This is a genomic window from Jannaschia sp. GRR-S6-38 (assembly GCF_029853695.1).
GTDB lineage: Bacteria > Pseudomonadota > Alphaproteobacteria > Rhodobacterales > Rhodobacteraceae > Jannaschia > Jannaschia ovalis.
The window spans coordinates 286,933-311,539 of the sequence record NZ_CP122537.1 but is presented as its reverse complement, the minus strand read 5'-3'; the positions used below and the strand labels follow the sequence as shown (position 1 = coordinate 311,539).

Below are 24,607 nucleotides of genomic sequence, written 5' to 3'. Positions count from 1 at the left end.
AAACATGTCAACGACAAGGGGTTGCGGGGCAAAGTTCAAGCGATGGATTGCGTGCCGTGGGGTCATGGAAGCCCTTGGCGCGTCAGGCTTTTCCTACCAGCGCAGCACGACCGCGCCCCAGGCCAGGCCACCGCCGATCGCTTCGGTGACCACGAGGTCACCCTCGGAAAGCTCGCCGCGGTCCTGCGCGACCGACATGGCGAGGGGAATCGATGCGGCAGAGGTGTTGCCGTGATCCTGGACGGTGACGACGATCTTCTCCATCGGCAGGTCCAGCTTCTGCGCGGTGCGGGTGATGATGCGGATATTGGCCTGGTGCGGCACCACGCGGTCGATATCGGTGATCGAGACGCCGGCCTTCGCGATCACGTCGAGCGTCGAGGTGGCGAGCTTCTCCACGGCATGGCGGAACACTTCCTTGCCGGCCATCATCAGGTGCCCGGTGCTCTGCGAGGCCGAGACGCCACCGGTGACCTTCAGGATCTCGCGGTGGCGGCCGTCGGATTGCAGATCCGTCGCGAGGATGCCGCGATCGGCCGCCGTGCCCTGGCCTTGGGCGGCCTCCAGCACCAGCGCGCCCGCGCCGTCGCCGAAGAGAACGCAGGTCGTGCGATCCTCCCAGTTCATGATCCGGCTGAAGGTCTCGGCCCCGATGACCAGCACGCGCTCGGCCTGGCCGGCGAGGATCAGCGCGTTGGCATTGGCCAGCGCATAGATGAAGCCCGCGCAGACCGCCTGCACGTCGAAGGCGAAGCCGCGCACCATGCCCAGCCGCTCCTGCACGATGGTGGCGGTGGCCGGGAAGGTCAGGTCGGGGGTCGAGGTGGCGAGCACGATGGCGTCGATCTGCGACGCGTCCATCCCCGCATCGGCCAGCGCGGCTCCGGCCGCGCGGGTCGCGAGGTCGGAGGTGGTCTGGCCCTCGGCCGCGAAATGCCGCCGCTCGATGCCCGAGCGCGAACGGATCCATTCATCGGAGGTGTCGAGGAAGGTGGTGAACCAGTCGTTCTCGACCACGCGCTCGGGGAGGTAGTGGCCGACGCCACGAACCACGGCGCGGGTCACGCCGGTCACTGCTCGGCCTCCACCTGGCCGGTGACCGAGGAGAGCCGCGCCTTCAGCTTGTCGCTGAAGCCGGTGCGCGACAGGTCCCAGGCCAGCGCCACGGCGGCGGCGACGCCGGTCTCGTCGGCCGAGCCATGCGATTTAACGACGGTGCCGTTCAGCCCAAGGAAGACCCCGCCATTGACGCGGCGCGGGTCGATCTTGCCGCCCAGCCGCTTGAGCGAACCGAGCGCCAGCAGCCCCGCCACCTTGGATAGCGGGCCCGCGCGGAAGGCTTCGCCCAGCATGTCGCGCACGAAGCGGGCGGTGCCCTCGCCGGTCTTCAGCGCGACGTTTCCGGTGAAGCCGTCGGTGACGATCACGTCGACGCGGTCCGAGGGGATGTCGCCGCCCTCGACGAAGCCCACGAAGTCGAAGCGGTTGGCATCGGCCAGCGCCTCGATCAGGTCATGCGCGTCGCGCAGTTCGGAGCGCCCCTTGTGCTCCTCGGTGCCCACATTCAGCAGCCCGACGCGCGGCCGGTCCAGCCCCAGCCCGTTGCGGGCATAGGACATGCCCATCAGCGCGTATTGCAGCAGGTCGTCGCTATCGGCGCGGATATCGGCGCCCACGTCGAGCATGACGTTGAAGCCGGTCTTGTTGCGCGAGGGCCAGAGGCAGGAAATGGCCGGGCGGTTCACGCCGGGCAGCTTGCGCAGCAGGATCATCGAGACCGCCATCAGCGCGCCGGTATTGCCGCAGGACACGCAGACCGTGGCCTCGCCGGAGCGGACGGCGTCGATCGCCGACCACATCGAGGTGTCGCGTCCCCGGCGCATGACCTGCGCGGGCTTGTCGTCCATCGTGACGACGCCCTCGGCGTGCCGCGTGCTGCAATGATCGGAGAGGCCGCGCCGCTTTGCGATCAGCGCGTCGAGGACGGGCTTGTCGCCATGGACGAGGAACCGGATGGCCGGGTTCTTGCGGACGGCGCGGGCCAGGCCGGCGATGACCGCCTCGGGTCCCAGGTCGCCGCCCATCGCATCGATGGACAGGACCGCGGACGCATCGGTCTTGGGGGACGGGGGGGCCGCGCCGGCATCATCCGACATCGCATCCTCCCCCGCGACGGCGATCAGGCGACGTCGTCGTCCAGCTCGACCGTGTCGGCCGCGACGACTTCGCGGTCGGCATAGTGACCGCAGGCGCCGCAGACGTGGTGCGGGCGCTTGAGCTCACCGCAATTGGGGCACTCCGCCGGATTGCCGGGCACCAGGAAATCATGCGCGCGGCGCTGGTTGCGGCGGGAGCGGGTGACCTTGTTCTGGGGAACGGCCATGTCTCAACCTCGGATCGTGTTTGGGGCCGCAAGGCTGCGTCCCGCAGGTGTCAATTCGTTGCCGCGTCCCTAGTCCCTTCACGGACAGGGGTCCAGCGCTTTCGCAGCCGTCGGGGCGGAGTGCGCGTCTTACAGCGATTCCGACCGGATGCAAGCCTCGCGCCGGCTCACGCCGGTCTCTCGGAAGCGTGACGGGCCTGTGCGCTGATGCGGGAAACCGATGCGCCCCGCGATGCGTATATCCGTCGAATGATCGAAAGGATCGAACCCATGAACCGCAAGACCCTCCCGCTGGCCGGGCTGGCGATCGCGCTGACCGCGCTGGTCACCACCGCCGCCGTCACCGCGCAACCGCATGAGAACCAGAAATTCGACAACGCCCGCCTGGGTGAAGTGCGCCAGATGATGAACGGGCCGCGCTGAGGCTCAGTCTTCGTCGGACTTGCCTTCCATCTGCGCCTTGAGCGCCGCGAGACCCGCGAACGGCTTCACCGTTTCCGCGTCGAGCGGCGCGGCACCCGGCGGTGCGGCGCTGAGATCCAGCTCCTCCGCCGCTTCCGAGCGCGGAAAGGGCGGGATCGCGAGGGCCAGCGTCTCCTCCAGAAGCGCGCCAGGATCGATCAGCGTCGGCAGCGCCTCGACTGTTTCGTCCGCGTCCATTTCCAGCTCGTCATCTTCGGGTTCGACGTAGTCGGCCGCGTAGCGGCGCGTCACGTCCTCCTCGATCCGCGTCGTCACCGGGTCGGTCGTCACCCGGCATGGTTGCACCACGGTCGCGCCCAGATGCCCCGACAGGCTCCAGTCCCGGCCGGGCCCGGGCGCGATCTGCACCTCCAGCTTCACCTTGCGCAACTCGTCGACCCCCATCCGGTCGGCCAGCCGCTCTAGCTCGCCCGCATCGGGGACCAGGCGGAACGGCGTCGGCTTGCCCTGAGGCAGGTCGGCGATGCGGATGGGCTGGGAGAGAATGGGTTTCATCATGTCCATGCAACGGTGTCGTCGATCCGGAGTTCCACGCGGGCGGCGCGGCGGGGCCGGGCTTGATGCGGCAGGCCCGGCCCGCTAAGCCATAGGTCGAAACCGCCCCGGCCCGCAACGGGCCGTCGGGCGGGAGGGACGGACGAGGACGCATGGCTGGTATCATCAGGGGCATCGCCACAGCCCTTCTCGTGGTCGGCCTGAGCGCGTGCAGCGCGACCTACCGCAATCACGGCTATGTCCCCGACGACGCCGATCTGGCGAACCTGATCGTCGGGGTCGACACCCGCGACACCGTCGAGACGTCGATCGGACGGCCCACCGCGCAGGGCGTGCTGGGCGAGAATGCCTGGTATTACGTCCAGAGTCGCAAGCGCCAGTTCGCCTGGCAGGCGCCCGAGACGGTCGAGCGCGAACTGGTCGCCATCAGCTTCTCCGAGGCCGGCACGATCGCGAATATCGAACGCTTCGGGCTGGAGCGCGGACGCGTCGTGCCGCTGTCGCGCCGGGTCACCGAGACCTCGATTCGCGATTTCGGCCTGATCCAGCAGATCATCCGCAACTTCGGCCGCATCAACGTGGGCGAGGCGCTGGCCAACGACAATTGACGGACTGAGCGCGGGCGGTCGCCGCCCGCGCCCGTCTCAGCCCTCCTCGGGCTCGAATTCCAGCGCCACGCCGTTGATGCAGTAGCGCAGGCCGGTCGGTTGCGGGCCGTCGGGGAAGACATGGCCCAGATGCCCCTCGCACCGGGCGCAATGCACCTCGGTGCGCTTCATGAACCAGGAATTGTCCTCGCTCTCGCCCACGCGCTCGCCCTCCACGCCATCGACGGGCTGGTAGAAGCTGGGCCAGCCGGTCCCGCTCTCGAACTTGGCGTCCTGCGCGAAGAGCGGCGCGCCGCAGCCCTTGCAGACATAGGTGCCCGGACCCTTGGGGAAGTCCTCATGCGTACCCGCACGTTCGGTCGCGTGCTTGCGCAGCACCTTGTAGGCCTCGGGGCCGAGCTGCGCCTTCCATTCCTCGTCGGACTTGACGACCTTCTCCATCGGGCTTTCCTCTCGCTTCGAATACCGTTGCGGGGCAGATAGGCCCCGCGCGGCGGAGCGCCAAGGGCGGGGAGACCGGGATGGAGATGCAGGCGGGGCGCTGGCGCGTGCGGCTGGGCCAGGAGGCCGGGGCCGCGCTGGCGCTGCGGGCGCGGCTCTTCCGCGCGGGCGGGACGGATCGCGACGCCTTCGATGCCGGCGCGCTGCACCTCACGGTCGAAGGCCCCGACGGCCCCGCCGCCTGCGCGCGCCTGACGGTGCAGGACGGGCCCGCCGCGCTGCGGGGCTACACCGCGCAAAGCTACGACCTGACGCGCTTCGCCGCGGCCTTCGCCCGGCTTGTCGAGGTCGGGCGCATCGGATTCGCGCCCGGGCCGCTCGACCCGGACGTACCGCGGCTATTGCTGGCGGCCATGGCGCGGCTGGTCGTGGCCGAACAGGCCGCCGTTCTCTACGGCTGCGCGTCCTTTCCGGCCGACGGTACGGGCATGGCCCGGCTGCGCGGACGCGCCGCGCCCGAGGGGTGGCGCCCCGGTCCGAAAGCGCCCGAGACCGTGGCGCTGCCCGACCGCCCCGGCCCGCTGCCGCCGCTTCTGCGAAGCTGGCTCGCGCTCGGGGCCGGGGTCTCCGACCACGCCGTACGCGACCGCGACCTCGGCACGATGCATGTCTTCACGGCGCTGCCCGTCGCCGCGATCCCGCCCGCCCGGGCCGCCGCGCTCACGGGATTGCTCGACGCCGCCTGATTGACGCCGCCGGGGCGCGCGACTACCTGCCCGGGATGGCGCGCGCACCCCTTTTGCAACTCACCGATATTTCGCTGACCTTCGGGGGCGAGCCGGTCTTCGCGGACCTGTCGCTCGTGGTGCAGCCCGGCGACCGGGTGGCGCTGGTCGGGCGCAACGGGTCGGGCAAATCGACGCTGATGAAGGTCATGGCCGGGCTGGTCGAAGCCGATCGCGGCGCGCGCGTCCTCAGCCCGGGCACCTCCGTCGGATACATGGAACAGGATCCCGACCTGTCGGGCTTCGCGAGCCTGGGTGATTACGCCGCCTCCGGCCTCGACCCGTCCGAGGCCTGGCGCGTCGAGGCCGCGGCCGAGGGGCTGAAGCTGGCGCTCGACGCCGATCCCGCGCGCGCCTCGGGCGGCGAACGCCGCCGCGCCGCGCTGGCCAAGCTGCTGGCCGAGGCGCCGGAGTTGATGCTGCTCGACGAGCCGACCAACCATCTCGACATCGACGCCATCGCCTGGCTGGAAGCCGAGCTGCAACAGACCCGCGCCGCCTTCGTCCTGATCAGCCACGACCGCGCCTTCCTGCGTGCGCTGACCCGCGCGACGCTCTGGATCGACCGGGGCGCTGTGCGCCGGCAGGAAAAGGGCTTCGACGCCTTCGAGGCCTGGCGCGACAAGGTCTGGGAGGAAGAGGACCAGGCCCGCCACAAGCTGAACCGCAAGATCAAGGCCGAGGCGCGCTGGGCCGTCGAGGGCATCAGCGCCCGGCGCAAGCGCAACATGGGCCGCGTGCGCGCCCTGGCCGAGCTGCGCGCCGAGCGCGCCGCCCAGATTCGCCGCGCGGGCACGGCGGCGCTGGAGCTCGACAGCGGCCCGACCAGCGGCAAGCGCGTGATCGAGGCCAAGGGCATCTCCAAGAGCTTCGGCGACCGCGTGATCCTGCGCGATTTCGACCTGCGCGTGCAGCGCGGCGACCGTGTGGCCTTCGTCGGCCCCAACGGCGTCGGCAAGACCACCGTGCTGAAGATGCTGTTGGGGGATCTCGCGCCCGATACCGGCAGCGTCCGGCACGGCACCAACCTTGAAATCGCGGTCTTCGACCAGGCCCGCGCCAAGCTCGATCCGGATGCCACGCTGTGGGATTCGCTGACGCTGGATCCGCTGCTGGGCGTGTCGGGCGCGTCCGATCAGGTGATGGTGCGCGGCACGCCGCGGCATGTCGCGGGCTATCTGAAGGACTTCCTCTTCGACGACCGCCAGCTCAAGGCGCCGGTCCGCTCGCTCTCGGGGGGCGAGAAGGCGCGGCTGCTCATGGCGCGGATCATGGCGCTGCCGTCGAACCTGCTGGTGCTGGACGAGCCGACCAACGACCTCGATATCGAGACGCTGGACCTGCTGCAGGACGTGATCGGCGATTACGACGGCACGGTCCTGCTCGTGAGCCACGACCGCGATTTCCTCGACCGGGTCGCCACGCAGACGGTCGCGATGGATGGCGACGGCAGCGCTCAGGCCTATCCCGGCGGCTGGTCGGACTACTTGGCGCAGCGCCCCGAGCGCGGCGCCCGCCTCGCGCCGAAGCCCGCCGCCAAGCCCGCCGCGCCGTCGAAACCTGCGTCCGCCCCGGCGCCGTCCGACGCGCTCAGCTACACCGAGCGGCACCGCCTCGACGCCCTGCCCAAGGAAATCGCCCGGCTGGAGGCCGAGATCGGCAAGCTCGAAGGCCTGCTGGCCGATCCGGACCTCTTCACGCGCGAGCCGCTGAAGTTCCGGAAGGCGACCGACGCGCTGGTCGAACGGCAGGCGAAGCTCTCGGCGGCCGAGGAGGAGTGGCTGGTGCTGGCGGAGCGGGCCGAGGCCTGAGGCGCGCGCTTCAGGAACAGATGCCCTTCAGATCCGCGGCATAGGGCACCGTCACGCGACGCGGAAACGCCTCGGGCTCCGCCACCGGCATGATCTGCCGCAACAGCGCGAAGAGCCGCTGCGTCCGCGCGCCGTCGGCGTCGAGCGTGGCGCAGCAGAGATACTCCTCCACCAGCGTCGCCTGCTGCTCGAACCCGTAATCGAGGAACCTGCGCGGGTCCTCCGGGTCGAGCAGGTAGGGGTCGTCCACGGCAACCTGCTCCGAGAAGGCCCGCACGGGGTGGTAGCCGGTCAGCCGCCGGTTTTGCCACTGCCAGACATGCGTCGCCTCATGCGCGAGGAACATCGCCGAAGGCAGGTCCAGCACGCCCCCCGGCGCCGCCGCGAGGTCGCGGCCCAGGTCGGGGCGCAGCAGCAGCGTCTCGAATAGGACGATCCCGCCGGTCCGCACGTCGATGCGGCCCTGCTGCGGGCGCCCGATCCGCTCGCGGCAGGTGGTCCGGGGCCGCGCGTCGTAGCTCAGCCGGAAGGCGCCGACGACGGGGCTGACCGAAACGCGCATGCGCTCGACCGCCAGCGTCTCGCCGTGGATCGGGGCCAGAAGCGCGGCCTCGTCCGGCGTCAGCGACCGGGCGCATCCCGTCAGGGCAAGGCAGATCAGGGCCGTTCGGAGTAGGTGCATGGCGCGAGCCTATCGCAGCCCCGCTCGCCCGCAAGGGCCTGACGGCGCGGCGAAACTTCGCCCGCGATCTCGAGGATCAGCTTGCGGCGGACGGCCTCGGCGAAGACGTCGTCGGTAGCGGCCTCGATCACGAAGGCGCCCTGTCCGCCGATGATCTCCTCGCGGTAGATCTGCGCGAGGTTCGCGCGCCCGCCCGCCGCGCCCTCGGCCAGGATGGCAAGCGCGTTGATCGTGATGCCGCCCTCCAGCACCTCGGCGCGGGCGGCGGCGATGGGCGGGCCGGAATAGCTGTTGGGGCTGTCGCCCGAGAAGTCGATCACCTTGCGCCAGCCGTCGATCGCGTTGCCCTCGATCAGGTCGCGCCCGGCCAGCAGCGCCGCGCCGATGGCGTTGCGCCCGCCCGCGCGGCGCGGCGGCACCAGGAGGGCCGCGGCGAAGGCGCGGGCCTGCTCCTCGGTCGCGATGCGGGTCCAGGGTACGACCACGGCCTGGTTGGCGGCCCATTCGACATAGGTGACCGCGATCGAGCCATAGGCGGTGTTGCGGATCGCCGCGATCACCCGCGGGTCGGTGATCGCCTGCGCATAGCCGCGGCGCTGGAAGGCGATCTCGGCATCGGTGATCGAGCCCGAGGCGTCGGCCAGGAGCACGAGCTCCAGGTCGGTGTCCTGCGCCACGGCCGGCGCCGCCAGCGCGAGCGCGAGCGTCAGCGAGACCGACCGGATCCCGGCGGGCACGCGGCGGAGGAGGGCGGAAACCGTGCGGCGCATGAAGGGGAAGCTAGCGGGCCCGCGCCCCCGGGAAAGGGGTGCGCTTGATCCGGGTCAAGGCGCGCGGGGCGGCCCCCGGGCGAGGATCGGGCATCGCTAGCGGAGACAGCATCATGCGCACCCTTTTCCCGGCCCTCGTCCTGGCCCTTCTCCTGCCCCTGCCGGCTGCGGCGCAGGAGGGCGAGCAGATCGCGACGGGCGAGGCCCTGTTCATGGATTTCTGCGCCACCTGCCACGGGCCCACGGGCCGCGGCGACGGGCCCATGACCGAGGTGCTGGTCGTCCCCGTCCCCGACCTGACCGGCCTCGCGGCCCGCGCCGGCGGCACTTTCCCGCATTTCGGCGTGGTCGCCCAGATCGACGGCCGCGACCCGCTTCTGAGCCACGGCATGACCATGCCCGTCTGGGGCCCGGTCTTCGAGGGCGTGGAGGCCGCCTTCGTCCGCACCGACGCGGGCCAGCCCATCGTCACGAGCGCGCCGATCGCGGCGCTGGTGGCTTGGTTGGAGAGTGTGCAGGAGTAGGGGGGAGGGTCTGCAGCTAGCCAGAACCCGTCCTTAAATCCTAAGGATCGGATAATGAGGCACTCCATGCTCTGCTCATCGCATGTTGCAGAGGGCAGCGCCCGACCCGACGGGGCGCACCAACGCTGCGCGAAGCGAGGCCGTCGGCGCATCGTTTGGTTAAGAATTAATCGGCCGAAGCGCCCGCACCGTGGGGGGGCGGGTCGGGCGGCTCAATACGTAGAGATTGCCTCGAAGGTCGCCCCTGAAGCGGCCTAGCGTCTAGCTTGCAGAACAAAATTTTTAAAGGTTATGATAATATCAAGTGTTTCTTCGATGTCGAAGTAGTCTGGTTCAATTGAGGACGCTCTTATCTGTCGATGGCCAGCTTGTTCAGGCGCACAAAACAACCAAGCCGTGGTGATTTCTCGACAATGCGGTAGTGATCCAAGGAGTTGTAGCAGTCGTTTCTCTTGGTCTTCTGACAAGTTCTCTTGGGAGTACGGAACGATGAACAATGAAATGACTTTAGAGGCGCGCCTCAGATATATATCATTAGAAATTGGGATTTCGAACTCATCACGCTCAAGGATTGAGTGCTCTCGTGTAACTGCTGACCATTCAGAAGGGTCGAACTTCAAGAAGACTTTCTCGAGAATGAAGGCTTTTGCTGAACCTTCACCTTTACCAGGTAGCGCTCTTGCCGATGAGATTGCCGTTGATCTGTCAGTGCCCTTATAGACGTCCGCGAGGCGTTTGGGCAGGTCAGTATAGTCCCAACCACCGCCGCCTCCACCGAAGTTCTTGTATGCAATCTCACGCGCACTGTCGTCACTGAAACGGAGTGATCCTTTGGGAAAGACACTAGCTGCGTAAATTAATTCTCTCTTGGAAACCTGATCAGGTTCGTCAAATAAGGTCAAACATCCAACTCCCCCGCGAACCGCGCGTTCTCCGAGATATACTGGAACCGCAGCTCCGGCTTCTTGCCCATCAGCCGCTCCACCAGGTCGCCCGTATCGCCCGGCGCGTCCTCGTCCACCGTCACCCGGATCAGCTTGCGGCTGGCGGGGTCCATGGTGGTTTCCTTCAGGTCCTTGGCGTCCATCTCGCCCAGGCCCTTGAAGCGGCTCACGTCGATCTTGCCCTTGCCGCCGAGGCCCTTCTCCATCCACGCGTCCCGCTCGGCCTCGTCGAGGCAGTAGACCCGCTTCGCGCCCTGCGTCAGGCGGTAGAGCGGCGGGCAGGCGAGGTAGAGGTGGCCCGCGTCGATCATCGGGCGCATCTGGGTGAAGAAGAACGTCATCAGCAGCGCCGCGATATGCGCCCCGTCCACGTCGGCATCGGTCATGATGATGACCTTGTCGTAGCGCAGGTCGTCGATGCTGAACTTCGTCCCCAGCCCCACGCCCAGCGCCTGGGTCAGGTCGCTGATCTCGGCATTCGAGCCCAGCTTCGAGGAGGCCGCGCCCAGCACGTTCAGGATCTTGCCGCGGAGCGGCAGGAGCGCCTGCGTCTTGCGGTCCCGCGCCATCTTGGCCGAGCCGCCCGCCGAGTCGCCCTCGACGATGAACAGTTCCGTGCCCGCGCGCGCGCTGGCCGAGCAATCGACCAGCTTGCCGGGCAGGCGCAGCTTCTTGGTGGCCGATTTGCGCGCCGTCTCCTTCTCCTGCCGGCGGCGCAGCCGCTCCTCGGCGCGGAGCACCAGGAAGTCGAGGATCGCGCCCGCGGCCTTGGTGTCGGCGGTCAGCCAGTGGTCGAAGCGGTCGCGCACCGATTGCTCGACCAGCCGCGCGGCCTCCGAGGTGGCCAGCCGGTCCTTGGTCTGGCCCACGAATTCCGGCTCGCGGATGAAGCAGGACACCAGCGCGCAGCCGCCCGTGGTCAGGTCGTCGCGGGTGATCTGCGCGGCCTTGCGGTTGTTCGCCAGCTCGCCATAGGCCTTGATCCCCTTCAGGATCGCCGCCCAGAAGCCCTGCTCATGGGTGCCGCCCTCGGGCGTGGGCACCGTGTTGCAATAGGACTGGATGAAGCCGTCGCGCGAGGGCGTCCAGTTGATCGCCCATTCCACCTTGCCCGGCGTGCCGAACCGCTCCTTGAAATCGACCGTCCCCGCGAAGGCCGCGTCGGCATAGGTCGCCGCGCCGCCCAGCGTCTCCGACAGGTAGTCGGACAGGCCGCCGGGGAAGTGGAAGACGGCCTCGGTCGGGGTCTCGCCATCGTCGATCGCCGATTTCCAGCGGATCTCGACGCCCGAGAACAGGTAGGCCTTGGATCGGATCGATTTGAAGAGCCGCGCGGGCTTGAGCCGGTGCGCCCCGAAGATCTGCGCGTCGGCATGGAAGGTCACGGTCGTGCCCCGCCGATTGGGCGCCGCGCCGACCTTCTCGACCGGGCCGAGCGGCACCCCGCGCGAGAAGCGCTGCTCCCACAGTTCCCGGTCGCGCGCGACCTGCACCACCATCGAATCCGACAACGCGTTGACCACCGAGGCGCCCACGCCGTGCAGGCCCCCCGAGGTCTGGTAGGCCTTGCCCGAGAACTTGCCCCCCGCGTGCAGCGTGCAGAGGATCACCTCGAGCGCCGACTTGTCGGGGAATTTCGGATGCGGATCGACCGGGATGCCCCGGCCGTTGTCGCGGATGGTGATGGCGCCGTCGGCCAGAAGCTCGACCTCGATGCGGTTGGCATGGCCCGCCACCGCCTCGTCCATCGAGTTGTCCAGAACCTCGGCCACCATGTGGTGCAGCGCGCGCTCGTCGGTGCCGCCGATATACATGCCGGGCCGCTTGCGTACGGGCTCCAGCCCCTCCAGCACCTCGATCGAGGAGGCGTCATAGCTCTGCGGGTCGTCGGTCCCGTTCAGCAGGTCGTCGGGCATGGGATGACTGCTCTATCTTGTGTGATTGCGACGCAAGATAGGCGATATGGAGGGGTGGCGAAAGGGTGCCGTGCCCGGGTCCGGGCGGAACGGACGCGGGCTGTCAGGGCCGGGCCACGCCCCGCACCTCGACATTGTCGATGCCGAAGAATTCGTCCGTCGCGCCTTGCTGCAGCGTCGTCGCGGCGCCGAGCTGGATGGGCGAGCCGTCATTGGCCTGCGTGATCCGCACCCGGTAGGTGTAGTCCTGCTGCGACGTCCAGCCGGGCGAGCCGGTCCCCGAGGTGACGTTCTCGCGCAGGATCGAGACGGTGGAGCCCTCGGGCCCGTCGAAGGTCTGCACGTCGGCCCCGGAGACGAGGTGATTTTGCGAGCCCAGCACGACCGTCTCGCCGTTGATCGTGATCGCGCCCGCCTCGCCGTCCCAGCTGTCGCCCATGATCATGTCGAACTCGATCTCGGCATAGGCGTGTTCCTGGCCGACGGTGAGCGCCAATTCGGCGGCGGCCGAGTCGCCCGACAGCGCCAGCACCTCGCCGAAGCCGGGGATGTTCACGATATCGCCGCCGACCCAGTCGCCGCGGCTGCCGTTCGAGAAATCGAACGCGCCGAGGACGGTGTCGAACGCGGTGACGATCTGGATGCCGCGCAGGCTCGCGTCGATATCGCTGCTGGCATCCTGCACGCCGCGGCTGACGACCGACATGGTCGCGAGCCCGAGCCCCACCAGCCCGGCGGTCAGGACCGTCCAGTCGACGGTAACGGCTCCGGCCTCGTCTTCGATGAAACGGCGCATGGCGACACCTCGTGGTTAACGCGTCCGACGCTGGCGCCCGAATACGGCATCGATTGGCTGGCGGCGGGTCACTTTGGCGTCCGGCGAATGGCGAAAGGGTCGATTGTCCGGCTCACGGCGTGTTCGTGCCGCGAACCTCGACATTGTCGATCCCGAAGAACTCGTCATGCGTCGGCGAATTGAGCGTCGTGCTGGCGCCGAGCGTCAGCTCGCGGCCATCGTTGGCGGCGACGACCTTCACGCGGTACGTGTAGTCGGCGCTGCTGCCGCCGGTGCGGAAGCTGCCGCTGCCGACCGAGGTTCGCGTCAGCGTGACCGACGTGTCGTTATCTCCTTCGATGACCCGCACGTCGGGTTCGCCTTCGCGCCAGGAATGGGTGCCGACGACCACGTCCTGCCCCGCGATCGAGATCGTTCCCGTCTCGTTGTCCCAGCTGTCGCCCATGATCATGTCGAATTCGACGGTGGCGTAGTCGTGCTGGGTTCCCACGTCGATCGGCAGGGATGCCATGTCGGAGCGGCCCGACAGGGCGAGGATCTCGCCGAAGCCCTCGATCTCGGTGATGACGCCGCCGATCCAGTCGCCGCGCTCGCCGTTGGTGAAGTCGTTCGAGGCGACGAGCCGCTCGAAGGCGGAGGTGACGTCGATCCCCGTGAGCGCATCCTCGATATCTTCGCTGGTGTTCTGTACGCCCGCGCTCACGACGACGGCAGTCGCGAGCCCCAGGCCGACGAGCCCCGCGGTGAGGACGGTTCAATCCACGGTGACGGCGCCGGATTCGCTGGAAAGAAAGCTATGCATGACGGACTCCAAATAACTCGGGGGCCGGGATGCCGGTGAATTCTGGCGGTCTTTGGTTCAAATTGGCTCCATTCACAGCCGAATTCGGGTCGGGCCCCCCTCTTGCGCGGGGCTTGCAATGCGGGCCCGCCCGGCGCACCACCTGAGACCATGGCGCGTATCCTTCTGACCGGCGGGGCCGGCTATATCGGCTCCCACACTTATGTCGCGTTGGTCTCGGCCGGCTACGACGTGACCATCCTCGACGATTTCTCGAATTCCGACCCCGGCGTGATCGACCGGCTGGCGCGGCTGACCGGGGCCGAGGTCGATCTCGTCCGCGGCTCGGTGCTCGACCGCGGGGTGCTCGGCCGGCTCTTCGCGTCGCGCGCCTTCGACGGCGTCGTGCATTTCGCCGCGCTCAAGGCGGTGGGCGAAAGCGTCGAGAAGCCGCTCGACTATTTCGAGACCAATATCGGTGGGCTGATAGCCCTGATGCAGGCGATGAAGGCGGCGGGGGTCTTGCGGATCGTCTTCTCCTCGACCGCGACGGTCTACGGGGCCGCCACCGTCTTCCCGATCCCCGAGACGGCGCCGCTGTCGCACACCTCGCCCTACGGCTTCACCAAGCTCACCTGCGAGCGCATCCTGTCGCAGGCTGCCGCCGCCGATCCCTGGCAGGTGGGCGTGCTGCGCTATTTCAATCCGGTGGGCGCCCATCCCTCGGGCATGATCGGCGAGGACCCGCGCGGCATCCCGAACAACCTGATGCCCTATCTCGCGAAGGTCGCGCTGGGCGAGATGCCGGAGCTGCGCGTCTTCGGCGACGATTACGACACGCCCGACGGGACCTGCTGGCGCGACTACATCCATGTCGTGGACCTCGCACGCGCGCACGTGCAGTCGCTCGACGCACTGATGGAGGGGCGGGGCCACGTGCTCAATATCGGCACCGGCACGCCCACCTCGGTGCTGGAGATGCACCGGGCCTATTCCGACGTGGTCGGGCGCGACCTGCCGATGCGGATCGTGGGCCGCCGCGCGGGCGATGTCGCGCGCAGCTACGCCGATCCCAGCCGGGCCCGCGCCGAGCTGGGCTTCGAGGCCGAGCACGGGCTGGAGGAGATGTGCCGATCCAGCTGGAACTGGGTCCAGGCCCAGAAGGAAGGCTGGCGCTTCAACTCCTGACCCGGCGCGCCCGGCGCACCGGCCAGACTTCCAGCACGCCCGCGAGCAGCACGAGCGCGCCGCCCGCCATTTCGCGCGGGCCCAGATGCTCGCCGGCCAGGACCGCGGCCGAGACGGCGCTCACCAGCACTTCGGTCATCAGCAGAAGGCCCGTCCGCGCCGGCTCCAGCCGGGCCGAGGCCCAGGTCAGCGCCGCGATGGAGAGCCCCCACCAGAGCGCGCCCGCCGCCGCGGCCCAGGCCAGCGCGGGCAGGGCAAGCGCGGCGGGCAGAGGGGAAAGCAGCGGCGCGAGCGCCAGCGCCCCGAGCGCCGCGCCGCCGGCGAAGACGAAGGCGCCCTCGGCGGCGCCCAGCGGCGGGCGGGCGCGCATCCCCGTCGTCGCCACCGACCAGAGCAACCCCGAGGCCAGCCCCATCCATTCGCCCAGTCCCTGCGGCACCGGCGGGCCGTCCCCGGCGCCCAGCATCACGACAAGCCCCACCAGCCCCAGGCCGATCGCCGCCAGCCGCAGCCGCGGCGTGGGCCAGCCCATCAGCACGCGGCCGAGGATCGTGCTCCAGACCGGGGTCAGGAAGAAAAGAAGCACGATCAGCGCCACGCGCCCGTAGAGAAAGCCCACCGAGTAGAGCATGAACGCCACGCCCCCCAGCGCGACGGAGGCCAGCGCGACCGGGTCCGCGGCGGCCAGCGACGAGCGACGGACCCAGGCCATCGGCGCCAGGAGCAGCGCCGCCGCCCCCGTGATCGCCGCCGTGCCCCAGGCCCCGCCCAGGCCCAGACCGCCCAGCTCGCGCACCGGCAGCCAGTAGAGCCCCCAGAGCACTCCGGTGCCGAGGACGATCAGGCTGGCGAGGCGTGTGGTGGCGGCGGGCTCCACGCGCTCAGCGCGCGCGGGCGGCTTTGATGGCCGGGGCGATGCTGTCGGTGACGACCTTCTCGGTGATCGGGCCCGCGAAGCGCAGCATCACCGTCCCGTCGCCCGCCAGCACGAAGGTCTCGGGCACGCCGTAGAGCCCCCAGTCGATGCCGGTCCGCGCGCTCCCGTCGACGCCGATCGCGGCATAGGGGTCGCCCAGCTCCTCGAGGAACTCCAGCGCGGCCTGTGGCGTGTCCTTGTAGTTGATCCCGTAGACCGGAAGCTCTTCGGCCAGGGCCTCGAGCTGCGGATGCTCGACCCGGCAGGGCACGCACCACGAGGCCCAGAAATTCACCAGCTTCACCTCGCCGTCGGTCAGCGCCGCATCGGTCATCACTGGCTTGCCCGGAAGCTCGGTCACCGTGAGCGCGGGCGCCGTCGCCCCGATCAGCGCCGAGGGCAGGGCGTCGGGATCCTCGCGGAACAGCCCCGACAGGAAGAACCCGCCCAGCGCCGCGAAAAGAGCGACCGGAAGCAGCGCCAGCCACCTCACTCGCCCCGCTCCTCCAGCGCGCGCCGCGCGGCACGGGCCGCGAGCAGGGACTGGACGACCAGCCCGAGGATCAGCACGGCCGTCAGCCCGTAGGCCAGCAGGATGTCGAAAGCGTATTTGCCCAACTCGATCACGCCATCCGCTCCTTCAGGCTCAGCGCGTGCAGGCGGCGGCGGCGGATCTCGGTCCGCGTGCGCAGCAGCACCAGCGCCACGAAAAGCGCCACGAACCCCGCAAGCGAGACCACCAGGGGCAGCCAGAACACGTCGGCCACATTCTCCTCGGCGTCGAGCGACAGCGACGCGCCCTGGTGCAGGCCCTGGCTCCAGAACTGCGCGGCGTAGCGGCTGAGCACCGCGAAGACCGTGCCCACGAGGCACAGGATCGAGGTCAGGTCCGCCGCCTGGTCCTGGTTCTCGATCGCCGACCAAAGCGCGATATAGCCCAGGTAAAACAGCCCGAGGATCAGGAAGCTCGTCAGCCGCGGGTCCCACTCCCAATAGGTGCCCCACATCGGCTTGCCCCAGATCGCGCCCGTCAGCAGCGCGACCACGGTCATGATCAGCCCGATCGGCGCCGCGGCCCGCGCGGCCAGCGCGCTGACATGGTGGCGGCGGATCAGCCAGATCAGCGAGGTCACCAGCATCATGAACCACGCGTTGATGGCGATGAAGGCCGAGGGGACGTGGATGTAGATGATCTTCACCGAATGCCCCATCCGGAAATCCTCGGGCGTGAAGAAGAAGCCCCAGATCAGCCCGATCCCGCAAAGCGCGACGGCCAGGCCCCAGGCCCAGGGCTGCACGCGGGCGGTCCAGCCCATGAAGCGGCGCGGATTGGCGTATTCCCAGATCGACATGAGCCTTCTCTATGGGCGGGGGCGAGGGGCTTCAAGACGCGGCGGCGTCGCAGAACCGCCCGTCCGAGACGGCGCGGGCGGGCCCTCCATCGCGGGTCCCGAAAATACTCATGCTCTCGCGGGTCATCGCCTTGCGCGCCGCCGGGTGTGGATCACCGCAAATTGACCCGCAGCGCGGCCGCGCTGGCGAAAGGCAGGATCGCGACGGCGCCCAGCGTGATCGCCGCCAGGAGCGCCAGCGGCGTGGCGACCGACAGCCCCTCCGCGCCGCGCCGCACGACCTCCGCCCCGAAGACCAGCGTCGGGATGTAGAGCGGCAGGACGAGGAGCGAGAGCAGCAGCGAGCCGCGCTTCAGGCCCACAGTCAGGGCCGCGCCGAAGGTGCCGATGACGCTGAGCGCCGGGGTGCCCAGCGCCAGCGATAGCACGAGCCAGGGCAGGGCGGGGACGGGCAGGAACAGCAGAAGCGACAGGACCGGCGCGGCGAGCGTGAGCGGCAGGCCGGTGGTGATCCAATGCGCCGTGGCCTTGGTCGCCGCGACCGCCTCCAGCGGGATCGGCGCTGTCGCCAGCAGGTCCAGCGACCCGTCCTCCGCATCGAGCGCGAAGAGCCGGTCGAGCGACAACAGGCAGGCCAGCAGCGCCCCAAGCCACAGGATGCCCGGCGCGATCGGGGCCAACCGGTCGGATTGTGGGCCCACGGCCAGCGGCACCAGCGTGGCGAGGATCAGGAAGAACCCCAGCCCCAGCCCGAAGCCGCCGCCCGCCCGGATGGCGAGGCGCAGGTCGCGGATCAGGAGCGCGATCATTCCACCGCCTCCGCGAACGGGTCGGGCTGGGCCGCGGCCTGCCGCGCGGCGGCGAAGGGCGCGACTTCCAGGACCTCGGCCTCGAGCCCCAGATCGATATGCGTGGCCAGGACCGCGCTCCCGCCCTCGGCCAGGTGGGCGCGCATCACCTCGGCGAAGGTGGCGGTCATGGCCCGGTCGAGCGAGACCGTCGGCTCGTCCATCAGCCAGATCGGCCGCCCGGTCAGCACCATCCGCGCCAGCCCCGCCCGGCGCCGCTGCCCGGCCGACAGGTCGGCGGCCCGGCGCGGCAGAAGGGGTACCAGGTCGAAGGCCGCGACCGCCCGGGCCACGCCGGCATCGCCGGTGGCGAAGGCGCGTGACCAGAAGGTCAGGTTCTCGGCCACAGTCAGCTGCGCCTTCAGCCCGTCGGCATGGGTGGCGAAGGCCATCGCGTCGGGGCCGGGCGTCACGCTGCCCTCGGGCGCGGGGCTGAGCCCCGCCAGCGTGCGCAGAAGCGTGGTCTTGCCCGCCCCGTTCGGCCCGCGCAGCACGAGCGCACGGCCCGCGGGCACGGTGAAGGACACGCCCCGCAGGACGGTCGCCTCTCCCCGGCGGCAGGCCAGCCCCTCGACGCGCAACTCCATGCCGCCCTCCATGCCCGGCAGGGCGCGCGGGGGGAAGGGGCGCGGGGGGCTGCGGGCCGGAAATATCGCCGTGTGGCGCCGCCAGGCCAGTACCGTGGCCCGGCGCGCGGGCGCCGAACGAGAGATTTGTATGCGACGGTATGCCGTCTCCCCTTGAACCGTTCGGACGGCTAGGGCATTGGGCAAGCAAGACCCTCTGCCAGACCGATCCAGGGAGACCGCCATGACCGTCCAAGTCGGAACCGACACCGCCAAGACCCGCCGCCAGCTCAAGGCCGGCGGACAGACCGTCAGCTACTATTCCATCGCCGCGGCGACCGAGGCGGGCTTGGGCGATTTCTCCAAGCTGCCCGCCTGCCTGAAGGTCGTACTCGAGAACATGCTGCGCTTCGAGGATGGCGGCCGCACGGTCTCGACCGACGACGTGAAGGCCTTCGCCGAGTGGGCCGAGAAGGGCGGCAAGAACCCGCGCGAGATCGCCTACCGCCCCGCGCGCGTGCTGATGCAGGACTTCACCGGGGTTCCGGCGGTGGTCGACCTGGCCGCGATGCGCGACGGCATCAAGGCGCTGGGCGGCGACGCGCAGAAGATCAACCCGCTCAACCCTGTCGACCTGGTCATTGACCACTCGGTCATGATCGACGAGTTCGGCAACCCGCGCGCCTTCCAGCACAACGTGGACCGCGAATACGAGCGCAACATGGAGCGCTACCAGTTCCTGAAATGGGGCCAGACCGCGTTCAACAACTTCCGCGTCGTGCCCCCCGGCACCGGCATCTGCCACCAGGTCAACCTGGAATACTTGTCCCAGACCGTCTGGACCGACGAGGACCAGACCGGCGAGACGGTGGCCTATCCGGACACGCTGGTGGGCACCGACAGCCACACCACCATGGTCAACGGCGCCGCCGTCCTGGGCTGGGGCGTGGGCGGGATCGAGGCCGAGGCCGCGATGCTGGGCCAGCCGATCTCGATGCTGATCCCCGAGGTCGTGGGCTTCGAGCTGACCGGCCGGATGATGGAAGGCACCACCGGCACGGATCTCGTGCTCAAGGTGGTCGAGATGCTGCGCGAGAAGGGCGTGGTGGGCAAGTTCGTCGAGTTCTACGGCAAGGGGCTCGACAACCTGCCGCTGGCCGACCGCGCCACGATCGGCAACATGGCCCCCGAATACGGCGCCACCTGCGGCTTCTTCCCGATCGACGCCGAGACGCTGCGCTATCTGGAGATGACGGGCCGCGACAAGGACCGCATCGCGCTGGTCGAGGCCTATGCCAAGGAAAACGGCTTCTGGCGCGACGCCGATTACGCGCCGGTCTACACCGACACGCTCAGCCTCGACATGGGCACCATCGTGCCCGCGATCTCGGGCCCGAAGCGCCCGCAGGACTTCATCGCGCTGACCGATGCCGCGAAGGCCTTCGGCGAGTACGTGAAGGGCCAGCGCGAGGGCAAGGACGCCTCCGCCCGCGCCGAGGTGCGCTGGGAAGGCGAGGGCGGCGCGCCCGAGCCGGTCACCATCCCCGGCGACGAGGGCCACCACATGCGCGGCCACGTCAACGGCGGCGAGGCCGACCGCGAGCAGCTGCATGACGGCTCGATCGTGATCGCCTCGATCACCTCCTGCACCAACACCTCGAACCCCTACGTGATGATCGGCGCGGGTCTCGTGGCCCGCAAGGCGCGCGCGCTGGGGCTCAACCGCAAGCCGTGGGTGAAGACGTCGCTCGCGCCCGGCAGCCAAGTCGTCTCGCATTATCTCGAGGCCGCCGGCCTGCAGGAGGATCTCGACGCCATCGGCTTCAACCTCGTGGGCTACGGCTGCACCACCTGTATCGGCAATTCGGGCCCGCTGGCGCCCGAAATCTCGAAGACGATCAACGATCACGACCTGATCGCGACCTCGGTGCTGTCGGGCAACCGCAACTTCGAGGGCCGCATCTCGCCCGACGTCCGGGCCAACTACCTGGCCTCGCCGCCGCTGGTGGTGGCCTATGCGCTGGTGGGCGACATGAATGTCGACATCACGACCCAGCCGCTCGGTCAGGACAAGGATGGCAACGACGTCTTCCTCAAGGATATCTGGCCCAGCCAGGCCGAGATCGCCGAACTGGTCGAGCGCACCGTCACCCGCGAGGCCTTCCAGGAGAAATACGCCGACGTCTTCAAGGGCGACGACAAGTGGCAGGGCGTCGAGGTGTCGGGCGGCGAGACCTACGATTGGCCCGCCTCCTCGACCTACGTGCAGAACCCGCCCTATTTCCAGGGCATGGACCCGAAGCCGGGCGCTATCGAGGACGTAAAGGGCGCGCGCGTGCTGGCGCTGCTGGGCGACATGATCACCACCGATCACATCTCGCCCGCCGGCTCCTTCAAGGAAAGCTCGCCCGCGGGCCAGTACCTGAAGGAGCGCCAGGTGCCGGTGCGGGAGTTCAACTCCTACGGCTCCCGCCGCGGCAATCACGAGGTGATGATGCGCGGCACCTTCGCCAATATCCGCATCCGCAACGAGATGCTGTCCGGCGTCGAGGGCGGCTACACCAAGGGCCCCGACGGCGAGCAGACCTCCATCTTCGACGCCGCAATGGCGTGGCAGGCCAAGGGCGTGCCGCTGGTCGTGATCGGCGGCGAGCAATATGGCGCGGGCTCCTCGCGCGACTGGGCGGCAAAGGGCACGGCGCTTCTGGGCGTGAAGGCGGTCATCGCCGAGAATTTCGAGCGCATCCACCGCTCGAACCTCGTCGGCATGGGCGTCATCCCGTTCGAGTTCACCGGCGGCGACACGCGGTCCTCGCTGGGCCTGACCGGCGAGGAAGAGGTCACGATCGAGGGCCTCGCCGATGTGCGCCCGCTGGCCGAAGTGCCCGCGCAGATCAAGATGGCCGACGGGTCGGTCAAGGAGATCACGCTGCGCTGCCGGATCGATACCGAGGTGGAGATCGACTACATCAAAAACGGCGGCGTGCTGCATTACGTGCTGCGCAACCTCGCCTCCACGGCCGTCGCCGCGGAGTGATCCGCGCCTCCGGATGATCGCCCGCGGCGGGACGCCCCCGCCGCGGGCTTTTTCGCGTCACCGCAAATCTGCCTCACCAAGGGGTGATTGGCGTCGCACCCCCCACGGGTCTAGGGAGAGCGGACCCGAAACCGACGGACTCGACGATGCGCCTCAGAACTCTTCTCCCCCTCGCCGCAACGCTGCTGGCCGCCCCCGCGGCTGCCGACCCGGTGGTGGTGGAGCTGTTCACGTCGCAAGGCTGCTCGTCCTGCCCGCCCGCCGACGAGATGCTCGGCCAGCTCGCACAGCACGAGGACGTGATCGCCCTGTCGCTGCATGTCGATTACTGGGACTGGATCGGCTGGGCGGATACCTTCGCCGCTCCGGAATTCACTGCCCGGCAGCGCGCCTATGCCACCGCCGCCAAGTCCGAAGTGGTCTACACCCCGCAATTCGTCGTCGGCGGCCGCGATTCGCTCGCGGGTGCGAAGGGGCTGCAGCTCTCCGAGCTAATCGCCGCCCATCGCGACGCCAATGGCGACGTGCTGCGCATCGCCTCAACCGGCACCGGGCGGCAGGTGATGGCGGATGCCACGGTGCTCGACGCGCCCGCGCGGTTGATGCTGGTCACCGTCCTGCCCGAGGCCGAGGTGCGCATCCTGCATGGCGAGAACGCGGGTCGCGACGTGACCTATCACAACGTCGTCCGCGCCTGGCAGGACCTGGCCCAATGGTCGGGCGAGGACCTGACGCTGGACCTGCCCGACATGCCCGACGGGCTGGTGCATTTCGTGCTGGCGCAAGCGATGCCCGACGGGCTGCCCGGGCCGATCTTGGGCGCGGTGCGGGTGGACTGACCGCCGCCCCGGCGGCAGGCTGCGGCCCATGATCCGGGCGATTCTCTTCGACAAGGACGGCACGCTGACCGACTTCCGGCGCACCTGGGAGGCTTGGATCCCGGGCACGATCCGCGCTCTCGCCCGCGCGACGCGGACCGATGCGGCCCTGCTGGCCGAGATCTTCGGCGTCGACCTCGCCGCTGGCCGCATCCGCCCCGACGGCCGCTTCGTCACCGCCACCCATCACGAGACAGTCGACCTGCTCGCGCCCGCGACCGGCTGGTCGCCCGAGGCGCTGGCTGCGTGGTGGGACGCAGCGACGCTGTCGGTGGAACAGGTGCCGGTCACGCCGCTCGACCCGTTCCTGGCGGGGCTGCGCCGCCGGGGGCTGGCGCTGGGCGTCATCACCAACGCGGTCGAGGCCGAGGCGCATTACCAACTCGCTGGCCTGGGCGCCGCGCCGCATCTCGACCGCGTGATCGCCTGCGACAGCGGCTTCGGCGCCAAGCCCGATCCGGCGGGTGCGCGCGACTTCGCCGCCCGCCTGGGCCTCGATCCGGCCCATGTCGCGCTGGTCGGCGACGGGCTGACCGACATGGGTGCCGCTCGCGGGGCGGGGATGCTGGCGCTGGGGGTGACGACGGGCACGCTCGATGCGGCCGCGCTCGCGCCGCATGCCGACCATGTCCTGCCCGACATCACCGCGCTGCCCGCCTGGCTCGACGCCCGCGCCGCCGCCTGAGGCCCGGAAGCGACACGCCCCGTCGCGTCCGACCAATATCACCCGCAGATCCGACGTTCATCATACCCTCGATCGGGAGGGCCGCGCATGGACAGCCTCATTTCGGACACGCCGAAACGCAGACGGGCCGGCGGCCGCCGCGGCCACCAGGATCGCGCGGGTCACGCGGTCATCGAGCAGATGCCCTTCCGCCAGCCCTTCAACCCCGATCGCCCCACCGAACCGCTAGGCCCCGAGGGGGTCGCGGCGATCCATGACGGCGTGCTGCACATCCTCTCGGAGATCGGGATCGAGTTCCTGAACCCCGATGCCGTCGCCCATCTCAAGCGCGCAGGCTGCCGCGTCGACGGCACGAATGTCCGCATGGATCGCGATTTCGTCACCGAGATGGTCGCCCGCGCCCCGGCCGAGTTCACCATCACCCCGCGCAATCCCGACCGCGCCCTGCGGATCGGCGGCGGCTGGATGGCCTTTGGCAACGTCTCCAGCCCGCCGAACTACTGGGACCTGAAGACCGGCAAGCAGACGGGAAGCTGGGCGCGCTACGTCGATTTCCTGAAATTATCGCAGTATTTCAACTGTATCCATTTCGTTGGCGGCTACCCGGTCGAGCCCGTCGACGTCCATGCCGCGATCCGCCATCTCGACTGCCTGCAGGCCAAGCTCGAGCTGACCGACAAGGTCGTCCACGCCTATTCGCTGGGCCGCGAACGGGTTGAGGACGTGATGGAGATGGTCCGCATCGCCGGCGGGCTCAGCCATGCCGAGTTCGAGGCGCAGCCGCGGATGTACACCAACATCAACTCCGTCAGCCCGCTCAAGCACGACTTCCCGATGCTCGAGGGTGCGATGATCCACGCGCGTCGCGGCCAACCCGTCATCGTCACGCCCTTCACCCTCGCCGGTGCGATGGCCCCGGTGACGATGGCCGGGGCCGTGACGCTCAGCCTCGCCGAGGCGCTGGCCGCCATCGCGCTTCTGCAATTCATCGCCCCCGGCGCGCCGGTCGCCATCGGCACCTTCACCTCGAATGTCGACATGAAATCCGGCGCCCCCGCCTTCGGCACGCCCGAATATATCCGCGCCACGCAAATGACTGGCCAGATGGCGCGCTTCTACGGGCTGCCGCTGCGCTCCTCCGGGGTCTGCGCGGCGAATGTCCCCGACGCGCAGGCCACCTGGGAGACCTCGGCCTCGCTCTGGGCCGCAATCCAGTCGGGCAGCAACATGGTCTATCACGCCGCCGGCTGGCTGGAGGGCGGGCTGATCGCCAGCCCCGAGAAATTCGTGATGGATTGCGAGATGCTGCAGCAGATCCAGCGGTACTTCGACCCGGCCCTCTGGGCCACGGGCCCGGGGGATCTCGCGCTCGACGCGGTGGCCGAGGTCGGGTCCGGCGGCCATTACTTCGGCTGCCAGCACACGCAGGACCGCTACCAGCAGGCCTTCTACGCGCCGTTCCTGTCGGATTGGCGTAATTACGAGGCCTGGGATGCCGCCGGCGGGGTCTGGACGGCCGAACGGGCCCACGCGCTATCACGCCGGATCATCGACGGCTTCGAGGCACCGCCCCTGGCGGAGGACCGCCGCGAGGCGTTGGCCGAATTCGTCGCCCAGCGAAAGGCGGAGGGCGGCGCGCCCACCGATTTCTGAGCCGCCTTAACCGGGCCTTCATCCTTCCCCGCCAGACAGGCCCGCATAGCGTCGCCCGGGGTCCC

General features: G+C 69.4%; 27 protein-coding genes. 10 read left to right on the top strand and 17 right to left on the bottom strand.

Annotated elements, in window-relative coordinates; translation table 11 throughout:
- Positions 1-93 precede the first annotated feature (93 nt).
- Genes P8627_RS01515 through rpmF form a run of 3 tightly spaced genes read right to left on the bottom strand, consistent with a single transcriptional unit; the run spans position 94 to position 2,383 of the window.
- The gene (locus tag P8627_RS01515) at positions 94-1,065 is read right to left on the bottom strand and encodes a beta-ketoacyl-ACP synthase III (RefSeq protein ID WP_279967522.1); all 972 of its coding nucleotides are present in this window, start codon (positions 1,063-1,065) and stop codon (positions 94-96) included.
- Positions 1,066-1,070: 5 nt separating this feature from the next.
- Positions 1,071-2,156, bottom strand: coding sequence for a phosphate acyltransferase PlsX (gene plsX, locus P8627_RS01510; protein WP_279965716.1), 1,086 nt, complete (start codon positions 2,154-2,156; stop codon positions 1,071-1,073).
- 23 nt (positions 2,157-2,179) lie between these two features.
- Positions 2,180-2,383: a 50S ribosomal protein L32 gene (rpmF, locus tag P8627_RS01505; RefSeq protein WP_279965715.1), complete on the bottom strand. Its 204-nt coding sequence runs from the start codon at positions 2,381-2,383 to the stop codon at positions 2,180-2,182.
- 270 nt (positions 2,384-2,653) lie between these two features.
- Between rpmF and P8627_RS01500 the strand changes: the two genes are divergently transcribed.
- A complete protein-coding gene (locus P8627_RS01500) occupies positions 2,654-2,806 on the top strand; it encodes a hypothetical protein (RefSeq protein ID WP_279965714.1) in 153 nt (50 codons plus the stop codon).
- Positions 2,807-2,809: 3 nt separating this feature from the next.
- Here the strand turns inward: P8627_RS01500 and P8627_RS01495 are convergent, their stop codons facing one another.
- Positions 2,810-3,364 carry a YceD family protein gene (locus P8627_RS01495; RefSeq protein WP_279965713.1) on the bottom strand — a complete coding sequence of 185 codons (555 nt, stop codon included), beginning with the start codon at positions 3,362-3,364 and terminating at the stop codon, positions 2,810-2,812.
- Positions 3,365-3,513: 149 nt separating this feature from the next.
- Here P8627_RS01495 and P8627_RS01490 point away from each other — a divergent pair, with 149 nt between their 5' ends.
- Complete coding sequence (locus P8627_RS01490) at positions 3,514-3,969, top strand: outer membrane protein assembly factor BamE (RefSeq protein WP_279965712.1); 456 nt, start codon at positions 3,514-3,516, stop codon at positions 3,967-3,969.
- A 36-nt stretch (positions 3,970-4,005) separates the two neighbouring features.
- Here the strand turns inward: P8627_RS01490 and msrB are convergent, their stop codons facing one another.
- Positions 4,006-4,410: a peptide-methionine (R)-S-oxide reductase MsrB gene (gene msrB / locus P8627_RS01485; protein ID WP_279965711.1), complete on the bottom strand. Its 405-nt coding sequence runs from the start codon at positions 4,408-4,410 to the stop codon at positions 4,006-4,008.
- Positions 4,411-4,490: 80 nt separating this feature from the next.
- On the opposite strand from msrB, the gene P8627_RS01480 reads away from it, so the two are divergent.
- The gene (locus tag P8627_RS01480) at positions 4,491-5,156 is read left to right on the top strand and encodes a GNAT family N-acyltransferase (RefSeq protein WP_279965710.1); all 666 of its coding nucleotides are present in this window, start codon (positions 4,491-4,493) and stop codon (positions 5,154-5,156) included.
- Positions 5,157-5,191: 35 nt separating this feature from the next.
- Positions 5,192-7,006: an ABC-F family ATP-binding cassette domain-containing protein gene (locus tag P8627_RS01475; protein ID WP_279965709.1), complete on the top strand. Its 1,815-nt coding sequence runs from the start codon at positions 5,192-5,194 to the stop codon at positions 7,004-7,006.
- Positions 7,007-7,016: 10 nt separating this feature from the next.
- Here the strand turns inward: P8627_RS01475 and P8627_RS01470 are convergent, their stop codons facing one another.
- Positions 7,017-7,688: a hypothetical protein gene (locus P8627_RS01470; RefSeq protein WP_279965708.1), complete on the bottom strand. Its 672-nt coding sequence runs from the start codon at positions 7,686-7,688 to the stop codon at positions 7,017-7,019.
- Positions 7,664-8,458 carry a DUF1194 domain-containing protein gene (locus tag P8627_RS01465; RefSeq protein WP_279965707.1) on the bottom strand — a complete coding sequence of 265 codons (795 nt, stop codon included), beginning with the start codon at positions 8,456-8,458 and terminating at the stop codon, positions 7,664-7,666. The genes P8627_RS01470 and P8627_RS01465 overlap by 25 nt, the downstream gene beginning before the upstream one ends.
- Positions 8,459-8,571: 113 nt before the next feature.
- Between P8627_RS01465 and P8627_RS01460 the strand changes: the two genes are divergently transcribed.
- On the top strand, positions 8,572-8,982 hold the full coding sequence (locus tag P8627_RS01460; protein WP_279965706.1) for a c-type cytochrome: 411 nt from the start codon (positions 8,572-8,574) through the stop codon (positions 8,980-8,982).
- A 254-nt stretch (positions 8,983-9,236) separates the two neighbouring features.
- On the opposite strand, the gene P8627_RS01455 is transcribed toward P8627_RS01460, so the two are convergent.
- The 4 genes from P8627_RS01455 to P8627_RS01440 all read right to left on the bottom strand — a co-directional run bounded on the left by P8627_RS01455 (position 9,237) and on the right by P8627_RS01440 (position 13,341).
- A complete protein-coding gene (locus P8627_RS01455; protein WP_279965705.1) occupies positions 9,237-9,884 on the bottom strand; it encodes a hypothetical protein in 648 nt (215 codons plus the stop codon).
- A complete protein-coding gene (gene parE / locus P8627_RS01450) occupies positions 9,881-11,842 on the bottom strand; it encodes a DNA topoisomerase IV subunit B (protein WP_279965704.1) in 1,962 nt (653 codons plus the stop codon). Before parE ends, P8627_RS01455 begins: the two co-directional genes overlap by 4 nt.
- Positions 11,843-11,945: 103 nt before the next feature.
- Positions 11,946-12,638: a hypothetical protein gene (locus P8627_RS01445; RefSeq protein WP_279967542.1), complete on the bottom strand. Its 693-nt coding sequence runs from the start codon at positions 12,636-12,638 to the stop codon at positions 11,946-11,948.
- Positions 12,639-12,750: 112 nt separating this feature from the next.
- Positions 12,751-13,341, bottom strand: a complete 591-nt coding sequence (locus P8627_RS01440) for a hypothetical protein (RefSeq protein WP_279965703.1) — start codon at positions 13,339-13,341, stop codon at positions 12,751-12,753.
- A 249-nt stretch (positions 13,342-13,590) separates the two neighbouring features.
- On the opposite strand from P8627_RS01440, the gene galE reads away from it, so the two are divergent.
- Positions 13,591-14,607, top strand: a complete 1,017-nt coding sequence (gene galE / locus P8627_RS01435; RefSeq protein WP_279965702.1) for a UDP-glucose 4-epimerase GalE — start codon at positions 13,591-13,593, stop codon at positions 14,605-14,607.
- Here the strand turns inward: galE and P8627_RS01430 are convergent.
- The 6 genes from P8627_RS01430 to ccmA all read right to left on the bottom strand — a co-directional run bounded on the left by P8627_RS01430 (position 14,597) and on the right by ccmA (position 18,310).
- A complete protein-coding gene (locus tag P8627_RS01430) occupies positions 14,597-15,484 on the bottom strand; it encodes a DMT family transporter (protein WP_279965701.1) in 888 nt (295 codons plus the stop codon). The genes galE and P8627_RS01430 overlap by 11 nt on opposite strands.
- A 4-nt stretch (positions 15,485-15,488) precedes the next feature.
- On the bottom strand, positions 15,489-16,016 hold the full coding sequence (locus tag P8627_RS01425) for a DsbE family thiol:disulfide interchange protein (RefSeq protein WP_407932958.1): 528 nt from the start codon (positions 16,014-16,016) through the stop codon (positions 15,489-15,491).
- A complete protein-coding gene (ccmD, locus tag P8627_RS01420; protein WP_279965700.1) occupies positions 16,013-16,150 on the bottom strand; it encodes a heme exporter protein CcmD in 138 nt (45 codons plus the stop codon). The genes P8627_RS01425 and ccmD overlap by 4 nt, the downstream gene beginning before the upstream one ends.
- A complete protein-coding gene (gene ccmC, locus P8627_RS01415; RefSeq protein WP_279965699.1) occupies positions 16,147-16,875 on the bottom strand; it encodes a heme ABC transporter permease CcmC in 729 nt (242 codons plus the stop codon). The genes ccmD and ccmC overlap by 4 nt, the downstream gene beginning before the upstream one ends.
- Positions 16,876-17,027: 152 nt before the next feature.
- Positions 17,028-17,684 (bottom strand): heme exporter protein CcmB, encoded by a 657-nt coding sequence (gene ccmB, locus P8627_RS01410; protein ID WP_279965698.1) that lies wholly within the window; start codon positions 17,682-17,684, stop codon positions 17,028-17,030.
- Positions 17,681-18,310: a heme ABC exporter ATP-binding protein CcmA gene (gene ccmA / locus P8627_RS01405; protein WP_279965697.1), complete on the bottom strand. Its 630-nt coding sequence runs from the start codon at positions 18,308-18,310 to the stop codon at positions 17,681-17,683. Before ccmA ends, ccmB begins: the two co-directional genes overlap by 4 nt.
- Positions 18,311-18,533: 223 nt before the next feature.
- Between ccmA and acnA the strand changes: the two genes are divergently transcribed.
- The 4 genes from acnA to P8627_RS01385 all read left to right on the top strand — a co-directional run bounded on the left by acnA (position 18,534) and on the right by P8627_RS01385 (position 24,542).
- A complete protein-coding gene (acnA, locus tag P8627_RS01400; RefSeq protein WP_279965696.1) occupies positions 18,534-21,326 on the top strand; it encodes an aconitate hydratase AcnA in 2,793 nt (930 codons plus the stop codon).
- Between the two features lie 146 nt (positions 21,327-21,472).
- Positions 21,473-22,165, top strand: coding sequence for a DUF1223 domain-containing protein (locus P8627_RS01395; protein ID WP_279965695.1), 693 nt, complete (start codon positions 21,473-21,475; stop codon positions 22,163-22,165).
- Positions 22,166-22,193: 28 nt separating this feature from the next.
- Positions 22,194-22,889: an HAD family hydrolase gene (locus tag P8627_RS01390; protein WP_279965694.1), complete on the top strand. Its 696-nt coding sequence runs from the start codon at positions 22,194-22,196 to the stop codon at positions 22,887-22,889.
- 87 nt (positions 22,890-22,976) lie between these two features.
- A complete protein-coding gene (locus P8627_RS01385; RefSeq protein WP_279965693.1) occupies positions 22,977-24,542 on the top strand; it encodes a trimethylamine methyltransferase family protein in 1,566 nt (521 codons plus the stop codon).
- Positions 24,543-24,607 lie beyond the last annotated feature (65 nt).